General features: G+C 71.5%; 20 protein-coding genes. 8 read left to right on the top strand and 12 right to left on the bottom strand.

What is annotated here, in order from left to right; all coding sequences use genetic code 11:
- Positions 1-89 precede the first annotated feature (89 nt).
- The 4 genes from ACW9J6_RS21040 (at position 90) to ACW9J6_RS21025 (ending at position 3565) form a co-directional block, all read left to right on the top strand.
- On the top strand, positions 90-1175 hold the full coding sequence (locus ACW9J6_RS21040) for an alkene reductase (protein ID WP_457118465.1): 1086 nt from the start codon (positions 90-92) through the stop codon (positions 1173-1175).
- 134 nt (positions 1176-1309) lie between these two features.
- Positions 1310-1558, top strand: a complete 249-nt coding sequence (locus ACW9J6_RS21035; protein WP_457118464.1) for a DUF4170 domain-containing protein — start codon at positions 1310-1312, stop codon at positions 1556-1558.
- Positions 1559-1676: 118 nt separating this feature from the next.
- Entirely contained in the window at positions 1677-2621 is a 945-nt protein-coding gene (locus tag ACW9J6_RS21030; protein ID WP_457118511.1) for a ribose-phosphate pyrophosphokinase, read from the top strand.
- Positions 2622-2842: 221 nt separating this feature from the next.
- On the top strand, positions 2843-3565 hold the full coding sequence (locus ACW9J6_RS21025) for a DUF1013 domain-containing protein (RefSeq protein WP_457118463.1): 723 nt from the start codon (positions 2843-2845) through the stop codon (positions 3563-3565).
- 46 nt (positions 3566-3611) lie between these two features.
- On the opposite strand, the gene ACW9J6_RS21020 is transcribed toward ACW9J6_RS21025, so the two are convergent.
- Both ACW9J6_RS21020 and ACW9J6_RS21015 read right to left on the bottom strand, forming a co-directional pair.
- Positions 3612-3926, bottom strand: a complete 315-nt coding sequence (locus ACW9J6_RS21020) for a HigA family addiction module antitoxin (protein ID WP_457118462.1) — start codon at positions 3924-3926, stop codon at positions 3612-3614.
- Between the two features lie 143 nt (positions 3927-4069).
- A complete protein-coding gene (locus ACW9J6_RS21015; RefSeq protein WP_457118461.1) occupies positions 4070-4348 on the bottom strand; it encodes a type II toxin-antitoxin system RelE/ParE family toxin in 279 nt (92 codons plus the stop codon).
- Between the two features lie 402 nt (positions 4349-4750).
- Here ACW9J6_RS21015 and rpsA point away from each other — a divergent pair, with 402 nt between their 5' ends.
- Positions 4751-6460 (top strand): 30S ribosomal protein S1, encoded by a 1710-nt coding sequence (gene rpsA / locus ACW9J6_RS21010; protein ID WP_457118460.1) that lies wholly within the window; start codon positions 4751-4753, stop codon positions 6458-6460.
- A gap of 240 nt (positions 6461-6700) precedes the next feature.
- Here the strand turns inward: rpsA and ACW9J6_RS21005 are convergent, their stop codons facing one another.
- Positions 6701-7036: a HigA family addiction module antitoxin gene (locus ACW9J6_RS21005; RefSeq protein ID WP_457118459.1), complete on the bottom strand. Its 336-nt coding sequence runs from the start codon at positions 7034-7036 to the stop codon at positions 6701-6703.
- Between the two features lie 61 nt (positions 7037-7097).
- On the opposite strand from ACW9J6_RS21005, the gene ACW9J6_RS21000 reads away from it, so the two are divergent.
- On the top strand, positions 7098-7385 hold the full coding sequence (locus tag ACW9J6_RS21000) for a hypothetical protein (RefSeq protein WP_457118458.1): 288 nt from the start codon (positions 7098-7100) through the stop codon (positions 7383-7385).
- Positions 7386-7540: 155 nt separating this feature from the next.
- Here the strand turns inward: ACW9J6_RS21000 and ACW9J6_RS20995 are convergent, their stop codons facing one another.
- On the bottom strand, positions 7541-7750 hold the full coding sequence (locus ACW9J6_RS20995) for a hypothetical protein (RefSeq protein ID WP_457118457.1): 210 nt from the start codon (positions 7748-7750) through the stop codon (positions 7541-7543).
- 80 nt (positions 7751-7830) lie between these two features.
- On the bottom strand, positions 7831-9159 hold the full coding sequence (locus ACW9J6_RS20990; RefSeq protein ID WP_457118456.1) for an O-antigen ligase family protein: 1329 nt from the start codon (positions 9157-9159) through the stop codon (positions 7831-7833).
- A gap of 227 nt (positions 9160-9386) precedes the next feature.
- On the opposite strand from ACW9J6_RS20990, the gene ACW9J6_RS20985 reads away from it, so the two are divergent.
- Both ACW9J6_RS20985 and ACW9J6_RS20980 read left to right on the top strand, forming a co-directional pair.
- The gene (locus tag ACW9J6_RS20985; RefSeq protein ID WP_457118455.1) at positions 9387-11408 is read left to right on the top strand and encodes an acyltransferase family protein; all 2022 of its coding nucleotides are present in this window, start codon (positions 9387-9389) and stop codon (positions 11406-11408) included.
- A 23-nt stretch (positions 11409-11431) separates the two neighbouring features.
- Complete coding sequence (locus ACW9J6_RS20980) at positions 11432-12646, top strand: glycoside hydrolase family 5 protein (RefSeq protein WP_457118454.1); 1215 nt, start codon at positions 11432-11434, stop codon at positions 12644-12646.
- Between the two features lie 182 nt (positions 12647-12828).
- Here ACW9J6_RS20980 and ACW9J6_RS20975 read toward each other — a convergent pair whose 3' ends face one another.
- The 7 genes from ACW9J6_RS20975 to ACW9J6_RS20945 all read right to left on the bottom strand — a co-directional run bounded on the left by ACW9J6_RS20975 (position 12829) and on the right by ACW9J6_RS20945 (position 21171).
- Entirely contained in the window at positions 12829-13704 is an 876-nt protein-coding gene (locus tag ACW9J6_RS20975) for an alpha/beta fold hydrolase (RefSeq protein ID WP_457118453.1), read from the bottom strand.
- A gap of 21 nt (positions 13705-13725) precedes the next feature.
- The gene (locus ACW9J6_RS20970; RefSeq protein WP_457118452.1) at positions 13726-14511 is read right to left on the bottom strand and encodes an SDR family NAD(P)-dependent oxidoreductase; all 786 of its coding nucleotides are present in this window, start codon (positions 14509-14511) and stop codon (positions 13726-13728) included.
- A gap of 124 nt (positions 14512-14635) precedes the next feature.
- Positions 14636-15994, bottom strand: a complete 1359-nt coding sequence (locus ACW9J6_RS20965; protein WP_457118451.1) for a four-carbon acid sugar kinase family protein — start codon at positions 15992-15994, stop codon at positions 14636-14638.
- Positions 15991-17253: a ribulose-bisphosphate carboxylase large subunit family protein gene (locus tag ACW9J6_RS20960; RefSeq protein ID WP_457118450.1), complete on the bottom strand. Its 1263-nt coding sequence runs from the start codon at positions 17251-17253 to the stop codon at positions 15991-15993. Before ACW9J6_RS20960 ends, ACW9J6_RS20965 begins: the two co-directional genes overlap by 4 nt.
- 5 nt (positions 17254-17258) lie before the next feature.
- Positions 17259-18047, bottom strand: coding sequence for an SDR family NAD(P)-dependent oxidoreductase (locus ACW9J6_RS20955; RefSeq protein ID WP_457118449.1), 789 nt, complete (start codon positions 18045-18047; stop codon positions 17259-17261).
- Between the two features lie 193 nt (positions 18048-18240).
- Positions 18241-19251, bottom strand: coding sequence for a TRAP transporter substrate-binding protein (locus ACW9J6_RS20950; protein WP_457118448.1), 1011 nt, complete (start codon positions 19249-19251; stop codon positions 18241-18243).
- A gap of 39 nt (positions 19252-19290) precedes the next feature.
- Positions 19291-21171 carry a TRAP transporter large permease gene (locus tag ACW9J6_RS20945; RefSeq protein ID WP_457118447.1) on the bottom strand — a complete coding sequence of 627 codons (1881 nt, stop codon included), beginning with the start codon at positions 21169-21171 and terminating at the stop codon, positions 19291-19293.
- Positions 21172-21422: the final 251 nt, after the last annotated feature.

Genomic DNA, 21422 nt, shown 5'->3' with positions numbered 1-21422 from the left:
GGCTGCCCGGATCGCCCTGGTCTGGAGGGGAGGCGCCGCCTACCTAGGGAGTGCCCATGCTGCGCTGCAGCGCAAGAGCGGAGTTTCCCGTGCCCTCCCTGTTCGATCCGATCACGCTCGGCGCGATCCACGCGCCGAACCGTATCCTGATGGCGCCGCTGACCCGCGGCCGGGCCACGCGGGAGCACGTGCCGACCCCGCTCATGACCGAGTACTACGCGCAGCGCGCGGGGGCCGGCCTGATCATCAGCGAGGCGACCGGCATCAGCCGCGAGGGCCTGGGCTGGCCCTTCGCGCCGGGCCTGTGGAGCCCGGAGCAGACCGAGGCCTGGAAGCCCGTGACCGAGGCGGTCCACCGGGCCGGCGGGCGGATCGTGGCCCAGCTCTGGCACATGGGCCGGATCGTCCACCCCGACTTCCTCGGCGGCGCGGCGCCGGTCTCGGCCTCCGCCACCACGGCGCCGGGCCAGGCTCACACCTACGCGGGCAAGCAGCCCTACGCGCAGGCCCGGCCCCTGCGCGAGGACGAGATCCCGCGCCTCCTCGACGATTACGCCAAGGCGGCCCGCAACGCCGTCGAGGCCGGATTCGACGGGGTGCAGATCCACGCCGCGAACGGCTACCTCATCGACCAGTTCCTGCGCCGCTCCAGCAACACCCGCGAGGACCGCTACGGCGGGCCGGTGGAGAACCGGATCCGGCTGCTCGCCGAGGTGGCGGGCGCGGTGGCGGACGTGGTCGGGGCCGACCGCACCGGCGTGCGCCTCTCGCCCAACGAGCCGATCCAGGGCGTCGAGGATCCCGAGCCCGAGCCCCTGTTCGGGGCAGCGGCCGCCGCCCTCTCGCGGCTCGGCCTCGCCTTCCTGGAACTGCGCGAGCCGGGGCCGGACGGCACCTTCGGCAAGGCCGCGCATCCGCCGGTCGCCCCGGCCATCCGGGCGGCCTTCGCGGGGCCGCTCGTCCTCAACTGCGACTATGACGGGCCCCGCGCCCAGGCCGCCCTCGACGAGGGACGGGCGGACGCGATCGCCTTCGGCCGTCCCTTCATCGCGAATCCCGACCTGCCCGCGCGCCTCGCCCAGGGGGCGCCGCTCGCCAAGGACGACACCAAGACCTGGTACAGCCGGGGTCCTGTGGGCTACGTCGATTACCCGACCCTGGGGCAGGCGGGGTAGGGCCGCGGCGGCGGGTCCGCGCGACCTGCCGCCCCGTCCGCCCGTCCGCCGGCGATTCCCGGCTTGACGCGCGGCGCGCCGCTTGCAACCGGGAGCCGGGCCGGCGGCGGCCCGACAGCGCGAGAGATGCCCGCATGAGCACCACCGGTCCCCAGCCGAGTCAGGCCACCGAGCCGACCCAGCTCCTCCACCTCGTCTTCGGCGGCGAACTCACCAGCCTCGACGGCATCACCTTCCGGGACCTGTCGCGGCTCGACATCGTCGGGATCTTTCCCGACTATGCCAGTGCCGCCATGGCGTGGAAGGCCAAGGCTCAGCAGACCGTCGATAGTGCGCTCACCCGCTACTTCATCGTCCACTTGCACAAGCTGCTCCAGCCCTGACGTCGAGGCGGGAGGCGTGTCGATGAAGGCATTGTGACGCTCACCGCCCCCTGTTAAAGCCGGGCCGCCGCGCCGGGCCCGGCACCCTCTTCCGGCGGCCAGGACCAACGACATGGCGATGAAATCCTCCATCAAGATCGTGGCGGGCAACGCGAATCGGCCCCTCGCGGAAGCGATCGCCGCCTACCTGGAGCAGCCGCTCGCCCTCTGCTCCGTGCGGCGCTTCGCCGACATGGAGATCTTCGTCGAACTCCAGGAGAACGTGCGCGGCGAGGACGTCTTCATCGTCCAGTCGACCTCCTTCCCGGCGAACGATCACCTGATGGAACTCCTCATCATGATCGACGCCGCGCGCCGCTCCTCGGCCCGGCGCATCACCGCGGTGATCCCGTATTTCGGCTATGCCCGGCAGGACCGGCGCACTTCGGGCCGCACGCCGATCTCGGCCAAGCTCGTGGCGAACCTGATCACCGAGGCCGGCGCCGACCGGGTCCTCACCCTCGACCTGCATGCCGGGCAGATCCAGGGCTTCTTCGACATCCCGACCGACAACCTCTTCGCCGCGCCCGTGATGGTGCGCGACATCAAGGAGCGCCTCGATCCGGCCGACATGATGGTGGTGTCGCCCGACGTCGGCGGCGTGGTGCGCGCCCGGGCGCTCGCCAAGCGCATCGACGTGCCGCTGGCCATCGTGGACAAGCGCCGCGAGCGGCCGGGCGAGTCCGAGGTCATGAACATCATCGGCGACGTCGAGGGCCGCTCCTGCATCCTCGTCGACGACATCGTCGATTCCGGCGGCACGCTGGTGAACGCCGCCGAGGCCCTGCTCGCCCAGGGTGCCAAGGACGTGTCGGCCTACATCACCCACGGCGTGCTCTCGGGGGGCGCGGTCTCGCGCATCGCCGCCTCGAAGCTCAAGGAGCTGGTGATCACGGATTCGATCCAGCCCACCGAGGCCGTGAAGCTCGCCCGCAACATCCGGGTCGCCACCATCGCGCCCCTCCTCGGCGAGGCGATCGGCCGGACCGCGGAGGAGACCAGCGTGTCGAGCCTCTTCGCCTGAGGCGGGGTGGCCCAAAACCGGTTTGCACCCTCCGGGCGACGCGCCTATATTGCGGGCTTCTCCCTCACAGCGTGAGACGGGACGTTCCGGGTGTCCCGGGATGTCGGCGGTGCCCCCGGCGCCGCCCGCCGCCTTCTGCCGCGCGTGGGGTCGTCATTCAGGTCCGCCGGCAGGTCCCGGCGGCGTCGCGCTCCCGCCGGGGGCGCCCGAGGAGGTGCTGCATGTCCCAGGGTCCGTTGATGCCGAAGGCGACGGCCGTCTGGCTCATCGAGAACACGTCGCTGTCCTTCGATCAGATCGCCGATTTCTGCAAGCTGCACCCGCTGGAGGTGAAGGGCATCGCGGACGGCGAGGTGGCGAGCGGCATCAAGGGGCTCGATCCGGTCTCCACCGGCCAGCTCACCCGCGAGGAGATCGAGAAGGCGCAGAAGAACCCGGCCCACCGCATGAAGGTGGCGGTGTCGAAGGTGAAGCTGCCCGAGGTCAAGCGCAGCAAGGGGCCGCGCTACACGCCCCTGTCGCGCCGCCAGGACCGCCCGAACGCGATCCTCTGGCTGCTGCGCAACCATCCGGAGCTCAAGGACGCGCAGATCATGCGCCTCGTCGGCACCACCAAGTCGACGATCCAGCAGATCCGCGAGCGCACCCACTGGAACTCGGCCTCCCTGCAGCCGATGGACCCGGTCACCCTCGGCCTGTGCTCGCAGATCGACCTCGACTTCGAGGTGCAGCGCGCCGCCAAGGACCGGCCGGCGGCGGTCGAGGGCGCCGAGGGCGGCCAGACCCTGATGCCGGCGGAACTCTCGGTCCTGCCCGAGCATGAGGAGGACGACCGCGACGAGCCCCGCCGCCCCGGCCGCGACGAGCGGCTCGACGCGGCCTCGGTCTTCGCCCGCCTCAAGCCCCTGAACCGGGGCGAGGAGGAGGACGAGGACGAGATCTGACACGCTGGCGGGAACCGGCCGGGGCGGCCTCCCGCCGCCCGGCCGGTCAGCCCGCGGCCTTTAGGGTCGGGATCGCGTCGATCTCGTCCCCGAGCCGGGCCTTCGCCTGCCAGAGGTCATAGGCCTCCTGCATCCGCAGCCAGAGGTCGGGACCATTGCCGCAGAGCTTGCCCAGCCGGAGCGCCATCTCGGGTGAGACGCCCGACTGCTCCGCCAGCACGCGGTGAAGGTGCTGGTGCGTGACACGAAGGTGCCCGGCGATTTCCGCGACAGGTCGTCCCAGAGCCGGCAGCACGTCTTCGCGCAGGATCGCGCCGGGATGGGTCGGCGCTCTCCGGCGGACCGGCACCTCCTCGCTCATGGACGACCTCCTGCTGCCACGACAGCCATCCCGGCATCGTACCAGATCCGCTCGCGTCTGCGGAGCGACGTGCCTGTGCAGAGCAGATCTGCGCCGCACAGGCCGGCCGACACGCCGATCGCTTCGATCAGGCGCATGGTGGGTCAATGATACTGTTCGAAATCGACGCGCTGGGCATCCTCGCCGTCGAACTCGAATGTGATGCACCACGGCCCGTTGATATGGACGGAATATCGGATGGGATTGAACCCACGCAGGGGATGGAATCTGTAACCTGGGATGTCCATGTTTTCCGGCTCCCGGGCTGTATCGAGAGCGTCGAGGCAACGCAGAAGTCTGGCATGAAATTGTCTATTGATCTTCGCTGTGACGCCCTGCTCGAAGAGTTCTCTCAAGCCCTTATGCAGATAGCTTGAGATCATCGATGCGCCACTGCGGAGTCACCTAACGGTATGCGGGTCCCTGTTGCGTGTCAATTGACTGGGTTTGCCTTTTTCTCTGCGGTTCAGGCGAGACGCTGCGGCTCTGCCGCCGAGACGAAGCATCTTCTTGCGCCTGAACCACTTTTGCGCTACAGCGCCCCATCCCGCGAAGTCCGCGCGCGGTGAGGGGAGGGGCCGTGCGCCCCTCTTTCGCATGGCGCGGCCTCTTCGGGGACAACACGGTCCTGTCCGTCGATTTGCGCCGGCACGCTCCCGACGGGAGCGCGCGTTCCGGGTGGCTTCGCGAAGCCGCCGGGACTCCGGCGGGCAGGAGCGGCCCGTCACACGAGCCGCCGGCGCCGTCCGGACCCCGAAGGGGCCGGGCGATCTCAAGGAGCTTCAATGTCCGCAGGTTTGCAAGGCGTCGCGTCGAGCCGCGAGGATTTCGCCGCCCTCCTCGAAGAGTCGTTCCGTGAGCACGAGATCACGGAAGGCTCCGTGGTCAAGGGCCGGGTCGTGGCGATCGAGAAGGACGTCGCCGTCATCGACATCGGCGCCAAGACCGAGGGGCGCGTTCCCCTCAAGGAGTTCACCGGCCCCGGCCGCGACCAGCCCATCGGCGTCGGCGACGAGGTCGAGGTCTACGTCGACCGCATCGAGAACGCGCTCGGCGAGGCGGTGATCTCCCGCGACAAGGCCCGCCGCGAGGAGAGCTGGGTCAAGCTCGAGAAGGCGTTCGAGAACAACGAGCGCGTCTCCGGCACCATCTTCAACCAGGTCAAGGGCGGCTACACGGTCGACCTCGACGGCGCCGTGGCGTTCCTGCCGCGCTCGCAGGTCGACATCCGTCCGGTCCGCGACGTCACGCCCCTGATGGGCACGCCGCAGCCCTTCCAGATCCTCAAGATGGACCGCCGCCGCGGCAACATCGTGGTGTCGCGCCGCACCGTCCTCGAGGAGAGCCGCGCCGAGCAGCGCTCCGAGCTCGTCGCGAACCTCGAAGAGGGTCAGGTCATCGACGGCGTGGTCAAGAACATCACCGAGTACGGTGCGTTCGTGGACCTCGGCGGCATCGACGGCCTGCTGCACGTCACCGACATGGCGTGGCGCCGCGTCAACCACCCGTCCGAGGTCGTCAACATCGGCCAGACGGTCAAGGTCAAGATCATCAAGATCAACCACGAGACGCACCGCATCTCGCTCGGCATCAAGCAGCTTCTGGCCGATCCGTGGGAGGGCATCGCCGCCCGCTACCCGGTCAACGCCAAGCTCAAGGGCCGCGTGACCAACATCACCGACTACGGCGCCTTCGTGGAGCTGGAGCCGGGGATCGAGGGCCTGATCCACGTCTCGGAGATGAGCTGGACCAAGAAGAACGTCCATCCGGGCAAGATCGTCTCCACCTCCCAGGAGGTCGAGGTGCAGATCCTGGAGGTCGATCCGGTCAAGCGCCGCATCTCGCTCGGCCTCAAGCAGACCCTGCAGAACCCCTGGGAGGCCTTCGCCGAGAAGCACCCGGTCGGGTCCGAGGTCGAGGGCGAGGTCAAGAACAAGACCGAGTTCGGTCTGTTCATCGGCCTCGAGGGCGACGTCGACGGCATGGTCCACCTCTCGGACCTCGACTGGAACCGTCCGGGCGAGCAGGTCATCGAGGAGTTCAAGAAGGGCGACATGGTGCGTGCCCAGGTTCTCGACGTCGACGTCGAGAAGGAGCGCATCTCGCTGGGCGTCAAGCAGCTCGGCGGCGACCCCTTCGCGGATGCCGGCGAGATCCGCAAGGGTCAGGTCGTCACCTGCGAGGTGCTGGAGGTCAAGGAATCCGGCATCGAGGTGAAGATCGTCGACACCGACCTCCAGGCCTTCATCCGCCGGGCCGAGATCGCCCGGGACCGCGGCGACCAGCGCCCCGAGCGCTTCGCCGCCGGCGAGAAGGTGGATGCCCGCGTCACGCAGTTCGACCGCAAGGCGCGCCGCGTGCAGCTCTCCATCAAGGCGTTGGAGATGGCCGAGGAGAAGGAGGCGATCGCCCAGTTCGGCTCGGCCGATTCGGGCGCCTCGCTCGGCGACATCCTCGGCGCGGCCCTCAAGGCCCGCGCCGCCGACAAGAAGTAAGCCCGACCGGCCCGGGCACCGCCCGGGTCGCCACGGCGAGACGACGAGAAGGCCCGCGCCGGGAGACCGGTGCGGGCCTTCTCGCTTCGTCGGGAGGGGGCGCGTCTCGAAGTTTCGCCAAGCCCAGAATTCGTATACTTGGGCTTGGTGTCGAACATTCGAGATGGTCAACGGCCCCGTCGATCTCGGGCCTGCCCGAGATCGAATCGATGCGTCGGCATCCTGGGCCGTTTGTATTATTCAGGGTGTTCCCGGCTGCGCGGTGCTCTCGTTGTTCTTGGGCACATAGCGCCTAACGTCAATCTCGCCTCCGCGGGCGCGTGCCTGCGCGATGTCGTAGGCGTTCTGCATCCGCATCAGCGTGTCCATCTTCACGCCGAAGGCCTTCTCGATGCGCAGCGCCATCTCGGGTGACAGGGACGCGTTCTCGTTCAGGAGCGGCGACAAGGCCTGCCGCGTCACGCCCAGCACGTCGGCAGCGGCCGTCACGGTCAGGCTGTTCGGCTCGATGATTTCCGTGCGGATGAAGCTTCCGACATGCGGCGGGTTCTTCAATCGATATCCGGTGTCAGTCATCAGAAATCCACCCTCTGGCGACAACTCGTGTCAATGATAATCCTCATAATCGAGGTCGTATATGTCGATCTCATTGTGGTCGATTATGACTGTGATGCGCCAGTTTTTGGTGACATGGAGCGCCCATAAGCCGGCACGCTCGCCAATGCTGCCATTGATGCGGCTTCCAGCTCGGCAAGGCGGACAGCTCATCCTCTGCCTCCATGGCGTCCAGGAAGAAGAGGATTTTGCGGACCTTGTCGACGACCGCGGCCGGCAAGCCGGACGCATTGTCCTTCTCGATCAGTCGCCGCAGGCCTTTGTGTTTGACGTTCCGAATTCTCATCCGGCGGCCGAGTACGGATCATGACCGTCGCCCGTCAAGCGACGGTTGACGATCTATTCCGCACGGGAGCCGTTGGTCCTTCGCACCGGAGGGTGTTGCGCGAGACGGACGTCACCTCCGATCTGGCCGGCGCTCCGCCATGGCGCTCGATTCCGGTGCATGCGCCTCGAGCGTGACCGTCAGTCCGTCGCACCGCGTGACCGATGCGCCAGCCCGCGCAGGGGGCGATAAACCGGCACGCGCAGGATCTCCCGCGAGACCGCCAGCGCCTCGGTCGAGCGGCTGAGGCAGGCGTGGTCCAGGGGGTCGCGCGAGAGCAGGCGGGTGGAGAAGTCCCGGAACGGGCGGGAGGGGTCCGGCGCGGGCGGAGGGTCGGGGATGTCCGGCATCGCCCGGATTACACTGTGGCCGTCCGGCGGCGGCATTCACCTATGTCGCTCGGCCGCTCACCGCGTCGTGAATCGGCGCATCACGTCCGGGCCGCGGTGGGGGCGGGTGCGAGGGCGCTGAAGCGCAGGCCGAACACCGTCGTCAGCATCACGAACCAGACCGTCTTGCCGCCCGTGAACAGGATCGCCTCGTAGCCGGTGAGCAGCAGGACGAAGCACCAGATCCGGATGAACATCAGGTCGAGGGAGCGGTTGGCCCACGCCGCGGAATCGGTCCGGGCGGCGTTGGCGAGGAAGCAGCGCAGGGGCTGCCAGAAGGTCCAGAGCATCGAGAGCATCAGGCCGACGACGCCGGTGAGCACCGCCATATTGAGCACGGCGTTGTGCGCGTGGGCCGCCCGCGCCCCCCAGGACTCGGTGAACGACCAGCTGTGGACGAGGCCGGCGGTGCCCCAGAAGGCCTGGAAGCCCCAGCCGAGGACCGGGCGCTGCAGGATATGCGCGATGGTGAAGGTCCAGATCTGGTCGCGTCCGGTGAAGGTCGGGTCCGACATCGTCGCGTGCACGAAGGCGTGCACCGGCTCCAGCGTGACGGACCCGATCGTCAGGAGATGCGTGAAGACCAGCATCAGGGCGGCGAGGGCGAGCTTCCAGCCGCGCCCGATCCCGGCGGTGAGCAGGCGCGCCGCGATCAGCGACACCGGAAACAGCATCAGGGGCGATTTCGAGCGCGTGAAGAGCAGGAACACGAAGGCCGCCGCCGCGATCGCGAGGCCGCCCGCGCGCGAGCCCGTGCGCGCCACGTAGAGCCCGATGAAGCACAGGATCGCCATCCCGGCGCCCGCCTCGTTCTTGTGCGCGAAGGAGCCGCGCCAGCCCCCCGCGAGGTCCGGTTCCCAGACGTCGGTCGCCTGGTGGATGGCCCGGTTCGGCACCAGGATCACCCCCCCGTAGCACAGGAGCAGCATCACGCCCGCGCAGGCTCCGAGCAGCCGGGCGAAGCTGCGCTGGTCCCAGGGCAGCAGCAGCAGCGAACCCGCCTGGATCAGGACCAGGGCGTTGAGGACGAGCCGGCGCAGCGACAGGTCCGCCTCCGGCGAGGCCAGGGCCGTCACCGCGAACCATCCGAACATCACCAGGGTCAGCGGGCTGAGGATGAGCCGGATCCGGGCGGCGTGGCGGGCGATCAGGAAGGCGAGGTGGCAGGCCGCCAGCCCGAGGATGGCGAGCTGCCAGAACTGGTCCGCCTGCGACTTCACGTCGAGGTAGCTGGCCCGGCTCAGATCCGTGAAGGGCTCCAGGTTGATCCAGTAGAGCAGGACGGTGACGCAGAACAGCGTCGCGCGGAACGCCTTCTCGGAGAGAGAGAGCGTCCGGTCCCCCGGCAGGGCTGTCACGGCCTGCGTCACGTGCGGCTGACCCTCGGCTGATGCGCGGCGGGCCGGGGGCTGCCCCGAACCGGGATTCGCCGCCCGCCCGCGCTGGGGAGCCGGCAAGGGGCGGGCCAGCCCGCCCGTCCCGCGATCGGGCACCGGCCCGGACCGGCCGCGCTGGCACCCCGCTTGCGCGGCCGGGGCATCGGAGCGGCCCCGGGCGCGGGAGGCGTGCCGATCCGGGACGGCGCGGGAGGGGCGGCATGGACGCGAGACTCGTGAGGGCGGGACCCTTGGCGGGACCCTTGGACGGTCCCGTCCGGGCATGGCCGGCAGCGGTGCGGCGCGAGGCCGGCGGACCCTCCCTGCGCGCCGACATCCAGGTCCTGCGCGCCTGGGCGATCATCGCGGTGATCCTGGACCACGCCCGCTTCCCCTTTCTCCCCGGCGGCTTCCTCGGCGTCGACATCTTCTTCGTCATCTCGGGCTTCCTGATCACCGGCATCGTCGACCGGGACCTTGCCGCAGGGCGCTTCTCGCTGCGGGGCTTCTACGCGCGCCGCGCCCGGCGTCTCCTCCCGGCGGCCTACGCGACGCTCGCCGTCACCAGCCTCGCGGCGCCGCTCCTGCTCGATGGCACCGAGTTCCGGAACTTCGTCCTGCAGCTCGCGGGCGCCGTCACCTTCACGGCGAACGTCGTGCTGTGGAAGCAGGCCGATTATTTCGGCACCCAGGCCGCCCTGAAACCGCTCCTCCACGTCTGGTCGCTGTCCCTGGAGGAGCAGTACTACCTCGTGCTGCCGGCGGCCCTGATGCTGTGTTCGCGGCGCTTCCGCCCGGTGCTGGTCGGGGTGGGCGCGGTCGCGAGCCTGCTCGTCTGCGCCTGGCTGATGACGCGCAGCGTCCCGGCCGCCTTCTACCTGTTCCCGAGCCGGGCCTGGGAGCTCGCGATCGGGTCGATCACCGCCCTCGCCGTCGGCCGCAACCTCGTGCCGCCGCTGCGGGCCCGGTTCCTGCGCGGCGCCTGCGCGGCCCTGCTCGTCGGCCTGCCCCTCTGCGTCACCGCCCAGGGGCATCCCGGCCTGCCGGCCCTGGCGGTCTGCATCGCCACCGCCGTGCTGCTGGTCCCCGCGCCGACCGCCACGAGCCCAGCCGCGGCCCGGGCGACGGCCGGGCTCGTGGCGGTCGGCGACCGCTCCTACTCGCTCTACCTCGTGCATTGGCCGTTCTTCGCCTTCGCGAACAACCTGTTCCTGACACCGGTGCCGCCGGCCCTGAACGCGGCGCTCCTCGTCCTCGTCGCGGCGGCGGCGGAGCTGCAATACCGCTTCGTCGAGCAGCGCTTCCGGGGCCTCGTCGTCACCCGCCGCACGATCCTGATCCTGGCGGCCATCCCGGCCCTGCTCGTCGGAGCGAGCCTCGCCGCCCTGCCGCCGGAGGGCAGCGCCGCGATGCGGGCGCGGGAGGGCGGGGCGGGCCTCGGGGAGGTCTGCGACACCAAGGCGGACGTCCCGGCGCTCGCCGCCTGCGCCACCGCCGCGGCGCCCCGCACGATGCTCTGGGGCGATTCCTTCGCGATGGCGCTGGTGCCCGGTTTGGCGCCGGCCTCGCCGGGCGGGATCGTCCAGGCGACGAAGAGCGTCTGCGGGCCGTTCCTGGGCCTCGCGCCCGTCGACGGGGCCGTCTACACGCGGGACTGGGCGCAGCGGTGCCTGCGCTTCAACGAGGCGGTGCTGCGCCATCTCGCCGAGACGCCGAGCATCCGGCTCGTGGTCCTGTCGAGCGCGCTGGTCCAATACGTGCCGGGCGGCGAGGACCATGACTGGCGCACCCTCGCGCAGACGCCCGGCGGGCTCGCCGAGCGGCCCCAGGACCCCGACGCGCTGCTGGCCGGGCTCGCCCGCACGGTCGCGGCGATCCGCGGCCTTGGCCGGCGGGTCGTGCTGGTGGCGCCGCCGCCGCTCGGGCCCCTCGATCTCGGCCGCTGCCTGGAGCGGCGGGCCGAGGGCAAGCCGGTGATCGGGGGCGAGGCGGATTGCGGGTATCCGGTCGAGACCTACCGGCGCGTCCGGCGGCCGATCCTCGACCTGCTGGCGCGGGCCCGCGCGCAAGGCGTGGAGGTCGTCGATTTCGAGCGGGAGCTGTGCGGGACCGGGCGCTGCCTCGCGGTCCTGGAGGACCACGCCCTCTACCGCGACCGGGACCATCTCAGTGCCGACGGGGTGCGGCTCCTGGCGCGGCGGATGCGCTGGGACGCGCTCTTCGCCCCGGACGCGCGGCCGTGACCCCTGGCGCGAGGAGAGGGACGATGCGGCTGTCGCGGCGGATCCTGGTCTGGCTCATCGTCACCTGCACCCTTGCCGCGGCGCTCCCGGCCGCGGCGGGAGAGCCGCGGTTCCGCCGCGGGATCGGGGTCTCGCACCTGTTCGGCTGGGCGGAGGTCGGGGGGATCCGGAAGGACACGATCGTCTTCCCGCCCTTCGCGGGGCCGGACCGGATCATGCCGGTCGCCGAGATGCGGGCCCTGCGCGAGGCCGGTTTCGACTTCGTGCGGCTCGCCGTCGACCCGGCTCCCTTCCTGGCCTTCGACCGCGACCGGAAGCGGGCCGTCCGGGTCATGGTGCTGGAGCAGGTGAAGACCTTCCTCGCCGTCGGCCTCGGGGTGATCGTCGACCTGCATCCGAGCGCCGGCGAGGGGCCGTTCAACGACCGCGCCCTGGTGGCGGGCCCGCAGGACCCGGCCTTCCGCGCCTACCTCGCCGCGCTGGGGGAGATCGCCGGCGATCTCGCGCCGCTGGCCCGGGAGCGGGTGGCCCTGGAAGTGATGAACGAGCCCGTCATCCCGACCCGCGCCTGGCAGCCGATGCTGGAGGCCGCCTACCGGGCTGCCCGCGCTCGCGCGCCCGACCTCCTGCTGGTGCTCGGGGGCGGCTCGTACAACGCAGCGCCGGAGCTGGTCGCCCTCGACGCCACGCCCTTCCGCGGGGATCCGGCGCTGCTCTTCACCTTCCACAGCTACGAGCCCGGCCCCTTCACGCATCAGGGCGCGCCCTGGGCCGACACTCGCTATTTCGCGGACGTGCCCTATCCGGCGCGGGCGCGGCCCCTGACGGAGATGCTCGACGCGTCGCGGGCGGCGATCGCCGCTTCGTCCCTGTCGCCGGTGGAGCGGGCGAGGGCGCTCGGCGCCATGGCGGCGACGCTGACGAACTACGCCCGGTCGGATTTCGGCCGCGACGACCTCGCGCGCCTGTTCGGGACGGTCGCCGCGTGGGCGCGGCGCAACGGCATCCCGCCCGGGCGGATCCTGCTCGGCGAGTTCGGCGCCCGGCGGGGCGAGGGCACGCTCGAGGCCGAGCGCGCGCGCTACTTCCGGGACGTGCGCCAACTCGCCGAGGCGCAGGGCTTCGCGTGGGCGGTCTGGGTCTATCGCGGCTGGGGCGGCTTCGCCCTGGCGGGGGAGAGGGGCGGGCCCGCGATCGAGCCGCTGGTGCGGGATGCGCTGCTGCCGCGCGGGGAGTGAGGCGGGCGCCCGCCATAACCCTCCCCCTCTGCGGGGGAGGGTGGCGAACGGAGTGAGCCGGGAGAGGGGATCCAGGTTTCAGGATGTGGCGCCAGCCACCACGGTTCAGCCAATTCCTGAAGCGTGGTTCCCCTCTCCCGGCCTGCTCCGCAGGCCACCCTCCCCCGCAAAGGGGGGAGGGTTCATGCCTCCCGCGCCTCCTCGAAGAACCGCAGCAGCTCCCCGCACAGCACCTCCGGCTGCTCCTCCGGGATCCAGTGGCCGCAGGCCTCCACGACCCCGCCGCGCACGTCCTCGGCGACGCGCCGCAGGGACTCGATGCACTCCGTCCCGCGCCCGAAGCTCTCCGCGCCGCCGAGCGCCAGGACCGGCATCCGCAGCTTGCCGTCGCGGGCGAGCATCGCCCGGTTGTCCTCCGCGTCCTGCGGCAGGGCGCGGTAGAAGGCGAGCATCGCCCGGAAGGCCCCGAACGTCGTGTAGGTGCGCAAGTACTCGCGCTGGTCGGCCTCCGGGATGGCGGTCGGCCGGTGGCCGTAATGGTCGAACAGCCAGCGCACCACCAGGTCCTCGCGGCCGGCGCAGAGCGCCTCCGGCAGGTCGAGGGTGCGGAAGAAGGCGTGGTGCCAGCGCCGGCCCCCTTGCGAGAAGTCGGCCCCGTCGCCCGGGATCACCACGTCAAGAATCGCGAGCCGGGCCACCGCCTCCCGGTGCTGCGCGGCGAGCGAGAAGGCGACCGGCCCGCCCCAGTCGTGGCCGACCAGGAAGAACCGCTCCAGGCCGAGATGCCCGTGGACGAGCTGCCAGACGTCGTCCGCCAGGGTCTTCTTGTCGTAGCCGGTGGCCGGCCGCGCGGAATCGCCGAGGCCCCGCAGGTCCGGCGCGATCACCCGGTAGCGCTGGCTGAGGCGCGGGATCACGTGGCGCCACTCGTGGGAGGTCTGCGGGATGCCGTGCACGAGGACGACCGCCTCGCCCTCGCCCGCGTCGAGGTAGTGCAGGCTCGTGCCGTCGAGGTCGGCGTAGCGGCGCGCGATCGCGGGCTTGGCGTCGGCGGTCATGGGGCGTCCTCCCTCGGGGCGTCAGGCGGCGGGCGGGCGGCGCTTGAACATCAGGCCCGCGGCGCGGAAGCCGCCGTCGACGTTGAGCGTGTGGCCGTGGATGTAGCGGGCCTCGTCGGAGCACAGGAACACGGCCGCGTCCGCGATCTCCTCCGGCGTGCCGTAGCGGGTCATCGGGATCAGGTAGCCGTAGGCGGCCCGGGTCGCGGCGTCGTGGGCAAAGGTCGCCATCTCGGTCTCGATCGCGCCCGGAGCGATGTTGTTGACGTTGATGTTGTGCCCGGCGAGCTCGACCGCCATCACCTTGGTGAGGAGTTCGAGCCCGGCCTTCGCGGCGCCGTAGGCCGCCCGCCCGTCGCCGCCGCGCTGGCCCGACAGCGAGGCGATGTTGATGATCTTGCCGCCGCCGCCCTCGACCATCGCGCGGGCGCTGGCCTGCGCCACCAGGAAGGCGCCGGTGAGGTTGATGCCGATGATGCGGTTCCAATCCTCCAGCCGCGTCTCCAGGAAGGGCGTGTTGCCCCCGACCCCGGCATTGTTGACCAGGATGTCGAGGCGCCCGTGCCGATCGAGGATCGCCGCGATCACGCCGGCGACCGAGGCCGGGTCGGCCACGTCGAGGGCGAGCGCCGCGGCCCGCCCGCCGGCCGCGCGGATCCCCTCCGCCGCCGCCTCGGCACCCTCCCGGTTCACGTCGGCGATCACCGCCACCGCCCCCTCGCGGGCGAAGGCCTTGGCCACCGCGAGCCCGATGCCGCGGGCGCCGCCCGTCACCAGGGCGACCTTGTCGGCCAGTCGCTGCGTCATTCGTCCCCTCCCGTCGGTTTCATACGCTTTCCGATCGATCGCTTCGCGATGCGGAAAGCGGCTTCGCTCAAGCGCCGCGCGGGCTGGTGATCCGGCATCCGGACGTCATCTTCCGGATGCCGGATCAGGCGCCTTTGGCGGCCAGGAAAAAGTCGGGCCGGCCGACCTGGCCGCCCTTGAGCGCGAGGTCGAGCCCCGCCGGGCCGTCCCCGGCCCCGTGCGCCCGGCAGAGCGGCGCGCCCGGCGCCAGCGGCGCCACCGCCGAGAGCGCGTCGATGCCGAGCTGCGCGGCGGCCCGGCCCGAGGTGTCCCCGCCCGCGATCACCGCCCGGGTGAGCCGCCCCTCGCGCATCACCCGGGCCAGGATCGTGCCGAGGCCCGCGCCGATACGGTCGTCCACCGCCTCGGCCCTCTCGCCCGCGCCGCGCACCGCCTCGCGCAGCCGCGCCACCGCCGGGTCGTCCGGCCCCTCCGCGGTGAAGACCAGCGGGTCGCGGCCCTCAGCCAGAGCCGCGAGTGCCGCCTCCGCGGCCCGGCCGGTCTCGCGCGCGAAGGCGTCCGCATCGACGGCGAGCGAAGCGTCGAGCCGGATCGCCGCGAAGCCGCGCTCCCGGGCGTGGGCGATCTGCGCCGCCGTCACCGGCGAGACCGAGCCCGACACGGCGGCGATCCGCGCGACGGGGACGGGCCGCGCCGGCGGCGTCTCCGCGGGCAGCAGGCCCGCCGCGCGCCAATGGGCGACGAGGGCTGCCTCGAAGCCCTGCGAGCCGATGCCGAAGACCGGCCGCCCGCCGCGCTCCCAGATCAGCCGCCCCGCCTCGGCCAGGGTCTCGCGGTCGAGGACGTCGAGGGAGACGATCCGCGCCCCCGCCGCAAGCGCGCGCGCGAGCTGCGCCGCGGCCTCGCCGCGCTTCATCGCCACGAAGTCGACGAGGCCGACCGGCAGCGCGGTCTGGCGGGCGAGGTGGCGGCCGAGATCCGCCTCGTCCATCGGCGTGACCGGGTGGCGGGCCATGGTCGGGTGGCGGTCGAGGCGGTGCCCGGTCTCGCCCGCCATGGCGAAGAGATTGCCGAAGCTCTGGTAGCGGCCCATCCCGGGATCGGCGACCACCATCGGGATGAAGGCCGGATCGAGGAGGGCGGCGCCGATCTCCGCCGCGCGGCCGATCGAGCCCACATGCGGGGCGGAATCGAAGGTGGAGCAGACCTTGTAGTGGAGGATCGGCGCCTTGAGGCCGGCGAGGAGCCGGAAGACCGGCGGCAGGTGGCGGTCCATCCAGTCGGGCGATTGCGCGCGGGCCATGCCGGCGATGCCGAGCGCCCGCGCCGTCGGGAAGGCGGCGAGGCGCCCCGGCGAGGGCGGCTCCAGGAACAGCACCGTCTCCAGCCCCGCGAAGGCCAGCACCTCCATGGCGGCCGAGGAGCCGGTGAGGTCGTCGCCGTAGAAGGCGACGAGGGGCCCCGCCGGCAGGGGCGCGCTCACGCGGCGGCCCCCATCGCGTCCCGCAATTCCGGATGCGCTTGCGCGTGGGCGTCGAGCGGGATGCCGGCCACCGCCGCCTCCCAGGCCTGGCGCAGGGCCGCGACGCCGGCGGCCGGCCCGCCCGGATGGGCCATGATGCCCCCGCCCGCCGTGACGATGAGGTCGGTGGAGCCGAGCGCCGCGTAGGTGCCGGGCGCCTGGCGCACCCCCTGGCCGGAGGAGAAGACCGGCATGGCGAGGCAGGGCTTGTCGGGAAAGAGCGGCGTCAGGCAGGTGCGCGCCGAGGCGACCACGCTGTCGTCGTCCTCCGCGAACTTGTTGGAGAGCCCGTTGACGTGCATGTGGTCGGCGCCCGCGAGCCGCCAGATCTTCTGCCAGGCGACGTAGGACCAGCCGAGCAGCGGGTGGCGCGAGAGGTAGCCCCAGCCGTTGCGGTGGGCGTGGATCGGCAGGGCGCTGTGGCGGCCGAGCTCGATCATGCCGACGAGCCCCACCGAGTTCAGGCTCGCCATCAGGCAGGTGGCCCCCTCCGCCACCAGCAGGTCGTGGCGGCGGCGCATCTGGTCGAGGTCGCCCGTGAGGTTGAAGGCGACCATCACCTTGCGGCCGGTGCGGTCCGCGTGGGCGTTGACCACCCGCATCACCGCGCGCACGCGCTCGTCGAAGGGGCAGGACGGCCCGTCCGACTGCAGCTCGTCGTCCTTGATGAAGTCGATCCCGCCCGCGCAGAGGCTGGCGACGAGGTCCGCCGTCTGCTGGGGGTCGAAACCGACGCTCGGCTTGATGATCGTCCCGATCACGGGCCGGCCCTCGACGCCGGCGAGCCTGCGGGTGCCGTCGATCCCGAAGCGCGGTCCCGGATAGGCGTCCGCGAAAGCCTCCGGCAGGCGGATGTCGAGGAGGCGCAGGCCCGTCACCGGCTTCAGCTCGAACAGGTTGCCGGCCACCGTGGCGAGCAGGTTCGGCAGCGAGGGGCCGAGATTGTCGAGCGGCCAGGACAGGGTGACGCGGGCGCGGCGCGGCCGGCCCGTCGCCCCCGCGGAGGGGAGCGACGGCGTCTCCGGCGCCGCGTCGAGGAGGTCGAGGCGCTCGACCCGGGCGGCGGCGCGCGCCTTCAGCTCCGGCGTCTCGCCGGGCACCGGCACGAAGGTGCCGCTCGACTGCTCGCCCGCCATGATCTCGGCGGCGCGGCGCGGATCGGTGAGGCTCTCGAGGAGGTAGTCGGCCTCGATCCGGGTCGGAGGGACGGACGCTGCCACGGCGCTCACCCGGCCCGGCAGGAGAAGCCGCCGTCGACCGGCAGCGACACGCCGGTGATGTAGCCGGCGGCGTCGGAGGCGAGGAACAGGGCGGCCTGCGCCACGTCCCAGGCGGTGCCCATGCGGCCCATCGGGCAGACGGCGTCGCGGGCGCGCACCATCTCCTCGGGGTCGGCGTACTGGCCGGCGATCTGCTGGTGGATCAGCGGCGTGTTCATCATCCCGGGCATGATCGCGTTCGCCCGGATGCCGTCGCGCGCGTATTGAAGCGCGATGCCCATGGTGAAGTTGTTCACCGCGGCCTTGGCGGCGTAGTAGGCGGCGTAGGGGTAGCCGGTGTAGCGCACCGCCGCGATCGACGAGACGTTGACGATCGCGCCCGATCGCTGGGCCAGCATGTGCGGCAGCACGTGCTTGCAGGTCAGGAAGCAGCCCGTGACGTTGAGGTCGAGGGTGCGCTGCCAATCCGCCTCGTCGAGCTCGACCGGGCCGCCCATCTGGGCGTAGCCGACATTGTTGTGCAGCACGTCGATCCGCCCGTGGCGCCCGACCGTGTCGGCGACCACGGCCGCGACGGAGGCCGAATCGGTGACGTCGCAGGACGCGGCGGTGGCCCGGCCGCCCTCGGACTCGATGATCCGCACCGTCTCCTCGGCGGCGGCCCGGTTGATGTCGACGCAGACGACCGCCGCCCCGTTGCGGGCGAACAGCGTCGCCGTGGCCTTGCCGTTGCCCCAGCCCGGTCCGACCGAGCCGGCCCCGAACACGATCGCGACCTTGTCCTTCAGCTGCATGGCAGGTTCCGTAGGGTGTGACGCTGTGAGGGATCCGGGCGCCGCGGCGCCCGATTGCGATAGGCTCTTCGGGTGGTCAGTACAGCGCGTGGTTCCATTGCCACCCCCCTTTTCCGGACGACTGCAGCGTCAGCGGAAGGAGATCCGGAAAAGGGGAGCCCATCCACAAGAACCAGCCTCTCGACGTCGTGGATCACCCGAGCTTGCCGGTGGTGGCTTCGAGGAGCGACCACGCCTCGTCGCCGTAGCGCTTGCGCCACTCCTCGTAGAATCCCGCGGAGACGAGGCGCTGCCGGAAATCGGCGTTGGAGACCTCGAAGAACTGCAGGCCGAGCGACTGCAGCTTGCCCTGCAAGGTCGCGTTCAACTCTTCGACCTCGCGGCGCTGCACCAGGGCCTCCTGGTTGATGTTGCGCTCCAGGATCTCGCGAAGGTTCGGCGGGATGCGCTCCCAGGCGCGGCGGTTCGCCAGCACCCAGAACCCGTCCCACATGTGGTTGGTGAGCGAGCAGTACTTCTGCACCTCGTACATCTTGTCGACGAGGAGCCCGATCAGCGGCTGCTCCAGCCCATCCGCGATCCGCGTCTGCATCGCCGAGTAGGTCTCGGCCCAGGGGATCGAGACCGGGGCCGCCCCGAAGGACTTGAACATCGAGGTCCAGAGCGGGGAGGGCGGCACCCGGATCTTGAAGCCGCTGAAGTCCTCCGGCGTGCGGATCGGCTTCGTCGAGGAGGTCGTCTGCCGGAAGCCGTGGTTGTAGGACTTCTCCAGGCAGACGAGGTTCGCCTTCTCGAAGGCGCCGCGGACGTGCCGGCCGAGCGGCCCGTCGAGGGCCTCCCAGACCTTGTCGTAGGTCGGGAAGGCGAAGCCGACGCCGCTGATCGAGGCCACCGGCACCAGGGTCGACATCAGCACGCCGGTCTGGGCGAAGAGTTCGAGGGCGCCCGAGCGCAGCTGGCTCAGCATGTCGGCGTCCGAGCCGAGCTGGTTCTTCGGAAACAGCTCGATCTGGACCTTGCCGTCGGTCTCCCGGGCGACGCGGTCGCGCACCCGGCCCATGGCGAGGTTCAGCGGGTGGTCGCCCGAGACGATGTTGCCGAACTTGAGCCGGACATCCGGCTCGGCGGCGCGGGCCACGAAGGGCGCGGCGAGGAGCCCGGCGGCTCCGGTCGTCAGGAGGGTGCGGCGCGTCGGGCGTGACATGGAAGGCTCCCTGGGGCTCGCGGGCAGGGGGGCGGAGGATCAGAGGAAGCCGGTCGAGATCCACGGGACCGCGATCACCACGGCGAGCCCGATCACCAGGGCGGCGATGTAGCCGAGGATCGGGCGCATGCCGGCGTCGGGGTGGATCCGGCTGATGGCGCAGGCCGCGTAGTAGCCGACCCCGAAGGGCGGCGCGAAGAGGCCGATGCCCATCGCGAGGATCACCACCATGGCGTAGTGCACCTCGTGCACGCCGACCTGGCGGGCGATCGGGAACATCAGCGGCCCGAACAGCACGATGGCCGGGATCCCCTCCAGCACCGAGCCCAGCACCACGAAGGCGAGGGCCGAGACGATGAGGAAGACCGGGGCGCCGCCCGGGAGCGCCTTCATCATGGCGGCGAGGGTGCCGGAGAAGCCCGACTGCGTGAGCGCCCAGGCCATGCCGGTGGCCGCCCCGATGATCAGCAGGATCGCCCCCGACAGCGAGGCGGTCGTCACCAGCATCGGGTAGAGGCGGCGGAGCGGGAACTGCCGGTAGATCACGAGGCCCGCGAGCGCCGCGTAGACGATGCCGATGGTCGAGACCTCGGTGGCGGTGGCGATGCCCTCCACCACCGCGAAGCGGATCACGAAGGGCAGCGCCAGGGCCGGAACCGCCACCACCAGGGCGCGGCCGATCTCCGCGCCGGTCGCCCGGCGCACGTGGCTCAGGTCCTCGCCCCGGTAGCGCCACCAGACCAGGCTGCACAGGGTCACCCCGAGCACGAGGCCCGGCAGCAATCCGCCGGTGAACAGGGCCGAGATCGACACGCCGGTGACCGATCCGATGGTGATGAGCACGATCGAGGGCGGGATGGTCTCGGTCTGGGCGCCGGTGGCCGAGAGGAGCGCCACCAGGTCGCCCTCCTTGGCGCCGCGGGCCTTCATCTCGGGAAACAGCACGGGGGCGACCGCGGCCATGTCGGCGGCCTTGGAGCCCGAGATGCCCGAGACGAGGTACATCGCCCCGACCAGCACGTAGGAGAGGCCGCCGCGCACGTGGCCGAGCAGCGCCGCCAGGAAGCCGACCATCGCCCGCGCCATCCCGGTCGCCTCGATCAGGAGGCCGAGGAAGACGAAGAGGGGGACGGCGAGCAGGATCAGGTGGCTCATCCCCTCGTCCATCCGCCCGATCAGGACCAGGGTCGGGAGCCGCGTGGTGAGCGCCAGATACGCGAAGGTCGCGGTGCCGAACGCGAAGGCGATCGGCACGCCCGCGAAGACCAGCGCCCCGACGAGGCCGACGAAGAACAGGAGCAGGTTGAGGTTGCCGAGCGGCCGGAACAGGGGGGCGGCGAGCCAGAGGGCGCCGCCGACCACCGCCACGGTGGCGAGCGCGGCCAGCACCGCCCGGCGGTCCGGGTTCTCGGCGAGGCGGATCAGGCCGGTCACCAGCATCAGCCCGATGCCGGTGGGTAGCGCCGCGGCGCGCCACGCGTTCGAGATCTCCAGCGCCGGGGTGGTGATGAAGAGCTCGTCCTGGGCGAAGTCGAGGGCCGGGCCGATGGTGAGGACCAGGAAAGCGAGGCTCACCGCGACCGCGAGCGCGTCGAGGGTGGGCCGCCAGCCGGGGCGGACCATGGCGACGAGCGCCGTCATCCGCATGTGCTCGGCCCGCCGGTAGGCGACGACCGCCCCCAGCATGGCGAGCCAGAGGAACAGCATCGCGGCGAGTTCGTCCGACCACACGATCGGCTGGTGGAAGACGTAGCGGCTGCAGACGCCGATGAACAGCACGACGATCTCGACCGCCACCAGGGCGGCAGCGGGCGCCTCGACGAGGTGGCCGATCAGGCGGTCGAGCCCGACGAGCCAGCCGCCGCGCCGCGTCCCCGCCGCGTAGAGGCCGGATTCCCCGGTGGATGCGATCGCGGCCATCGTGGTCCTCCCTGCGCGCGGCGTCCGGACCGTCAGGGTCCGCCGGACCGTCGAGGGTCCGGATTCTGGCCGGGGCCGGGAGCGTGCGGACGTGATGCGTGCGGATGCGCACCGTCCCGCTGGCGCGCCGCCCGTTCCGGGACGGTGCCGCCGCGCCCTCTCGCGTTGTCCTGCCCTGACCCGTTCTGTTCTCCGGGCAGGTTACACCACGCGGGCGGCCCGGGAACTCGACATCGGCGCAGCGATCCGTG

The sequence above is a fragment of the Methylobacterium sp. JK268 genome (genome assembly GCF_054052225.1).
The sequence above is the reverse complement of the archived record's forward strand: the minus strand, read 5'-3'. Positions and strand labels throughout refer to the sequence as shown.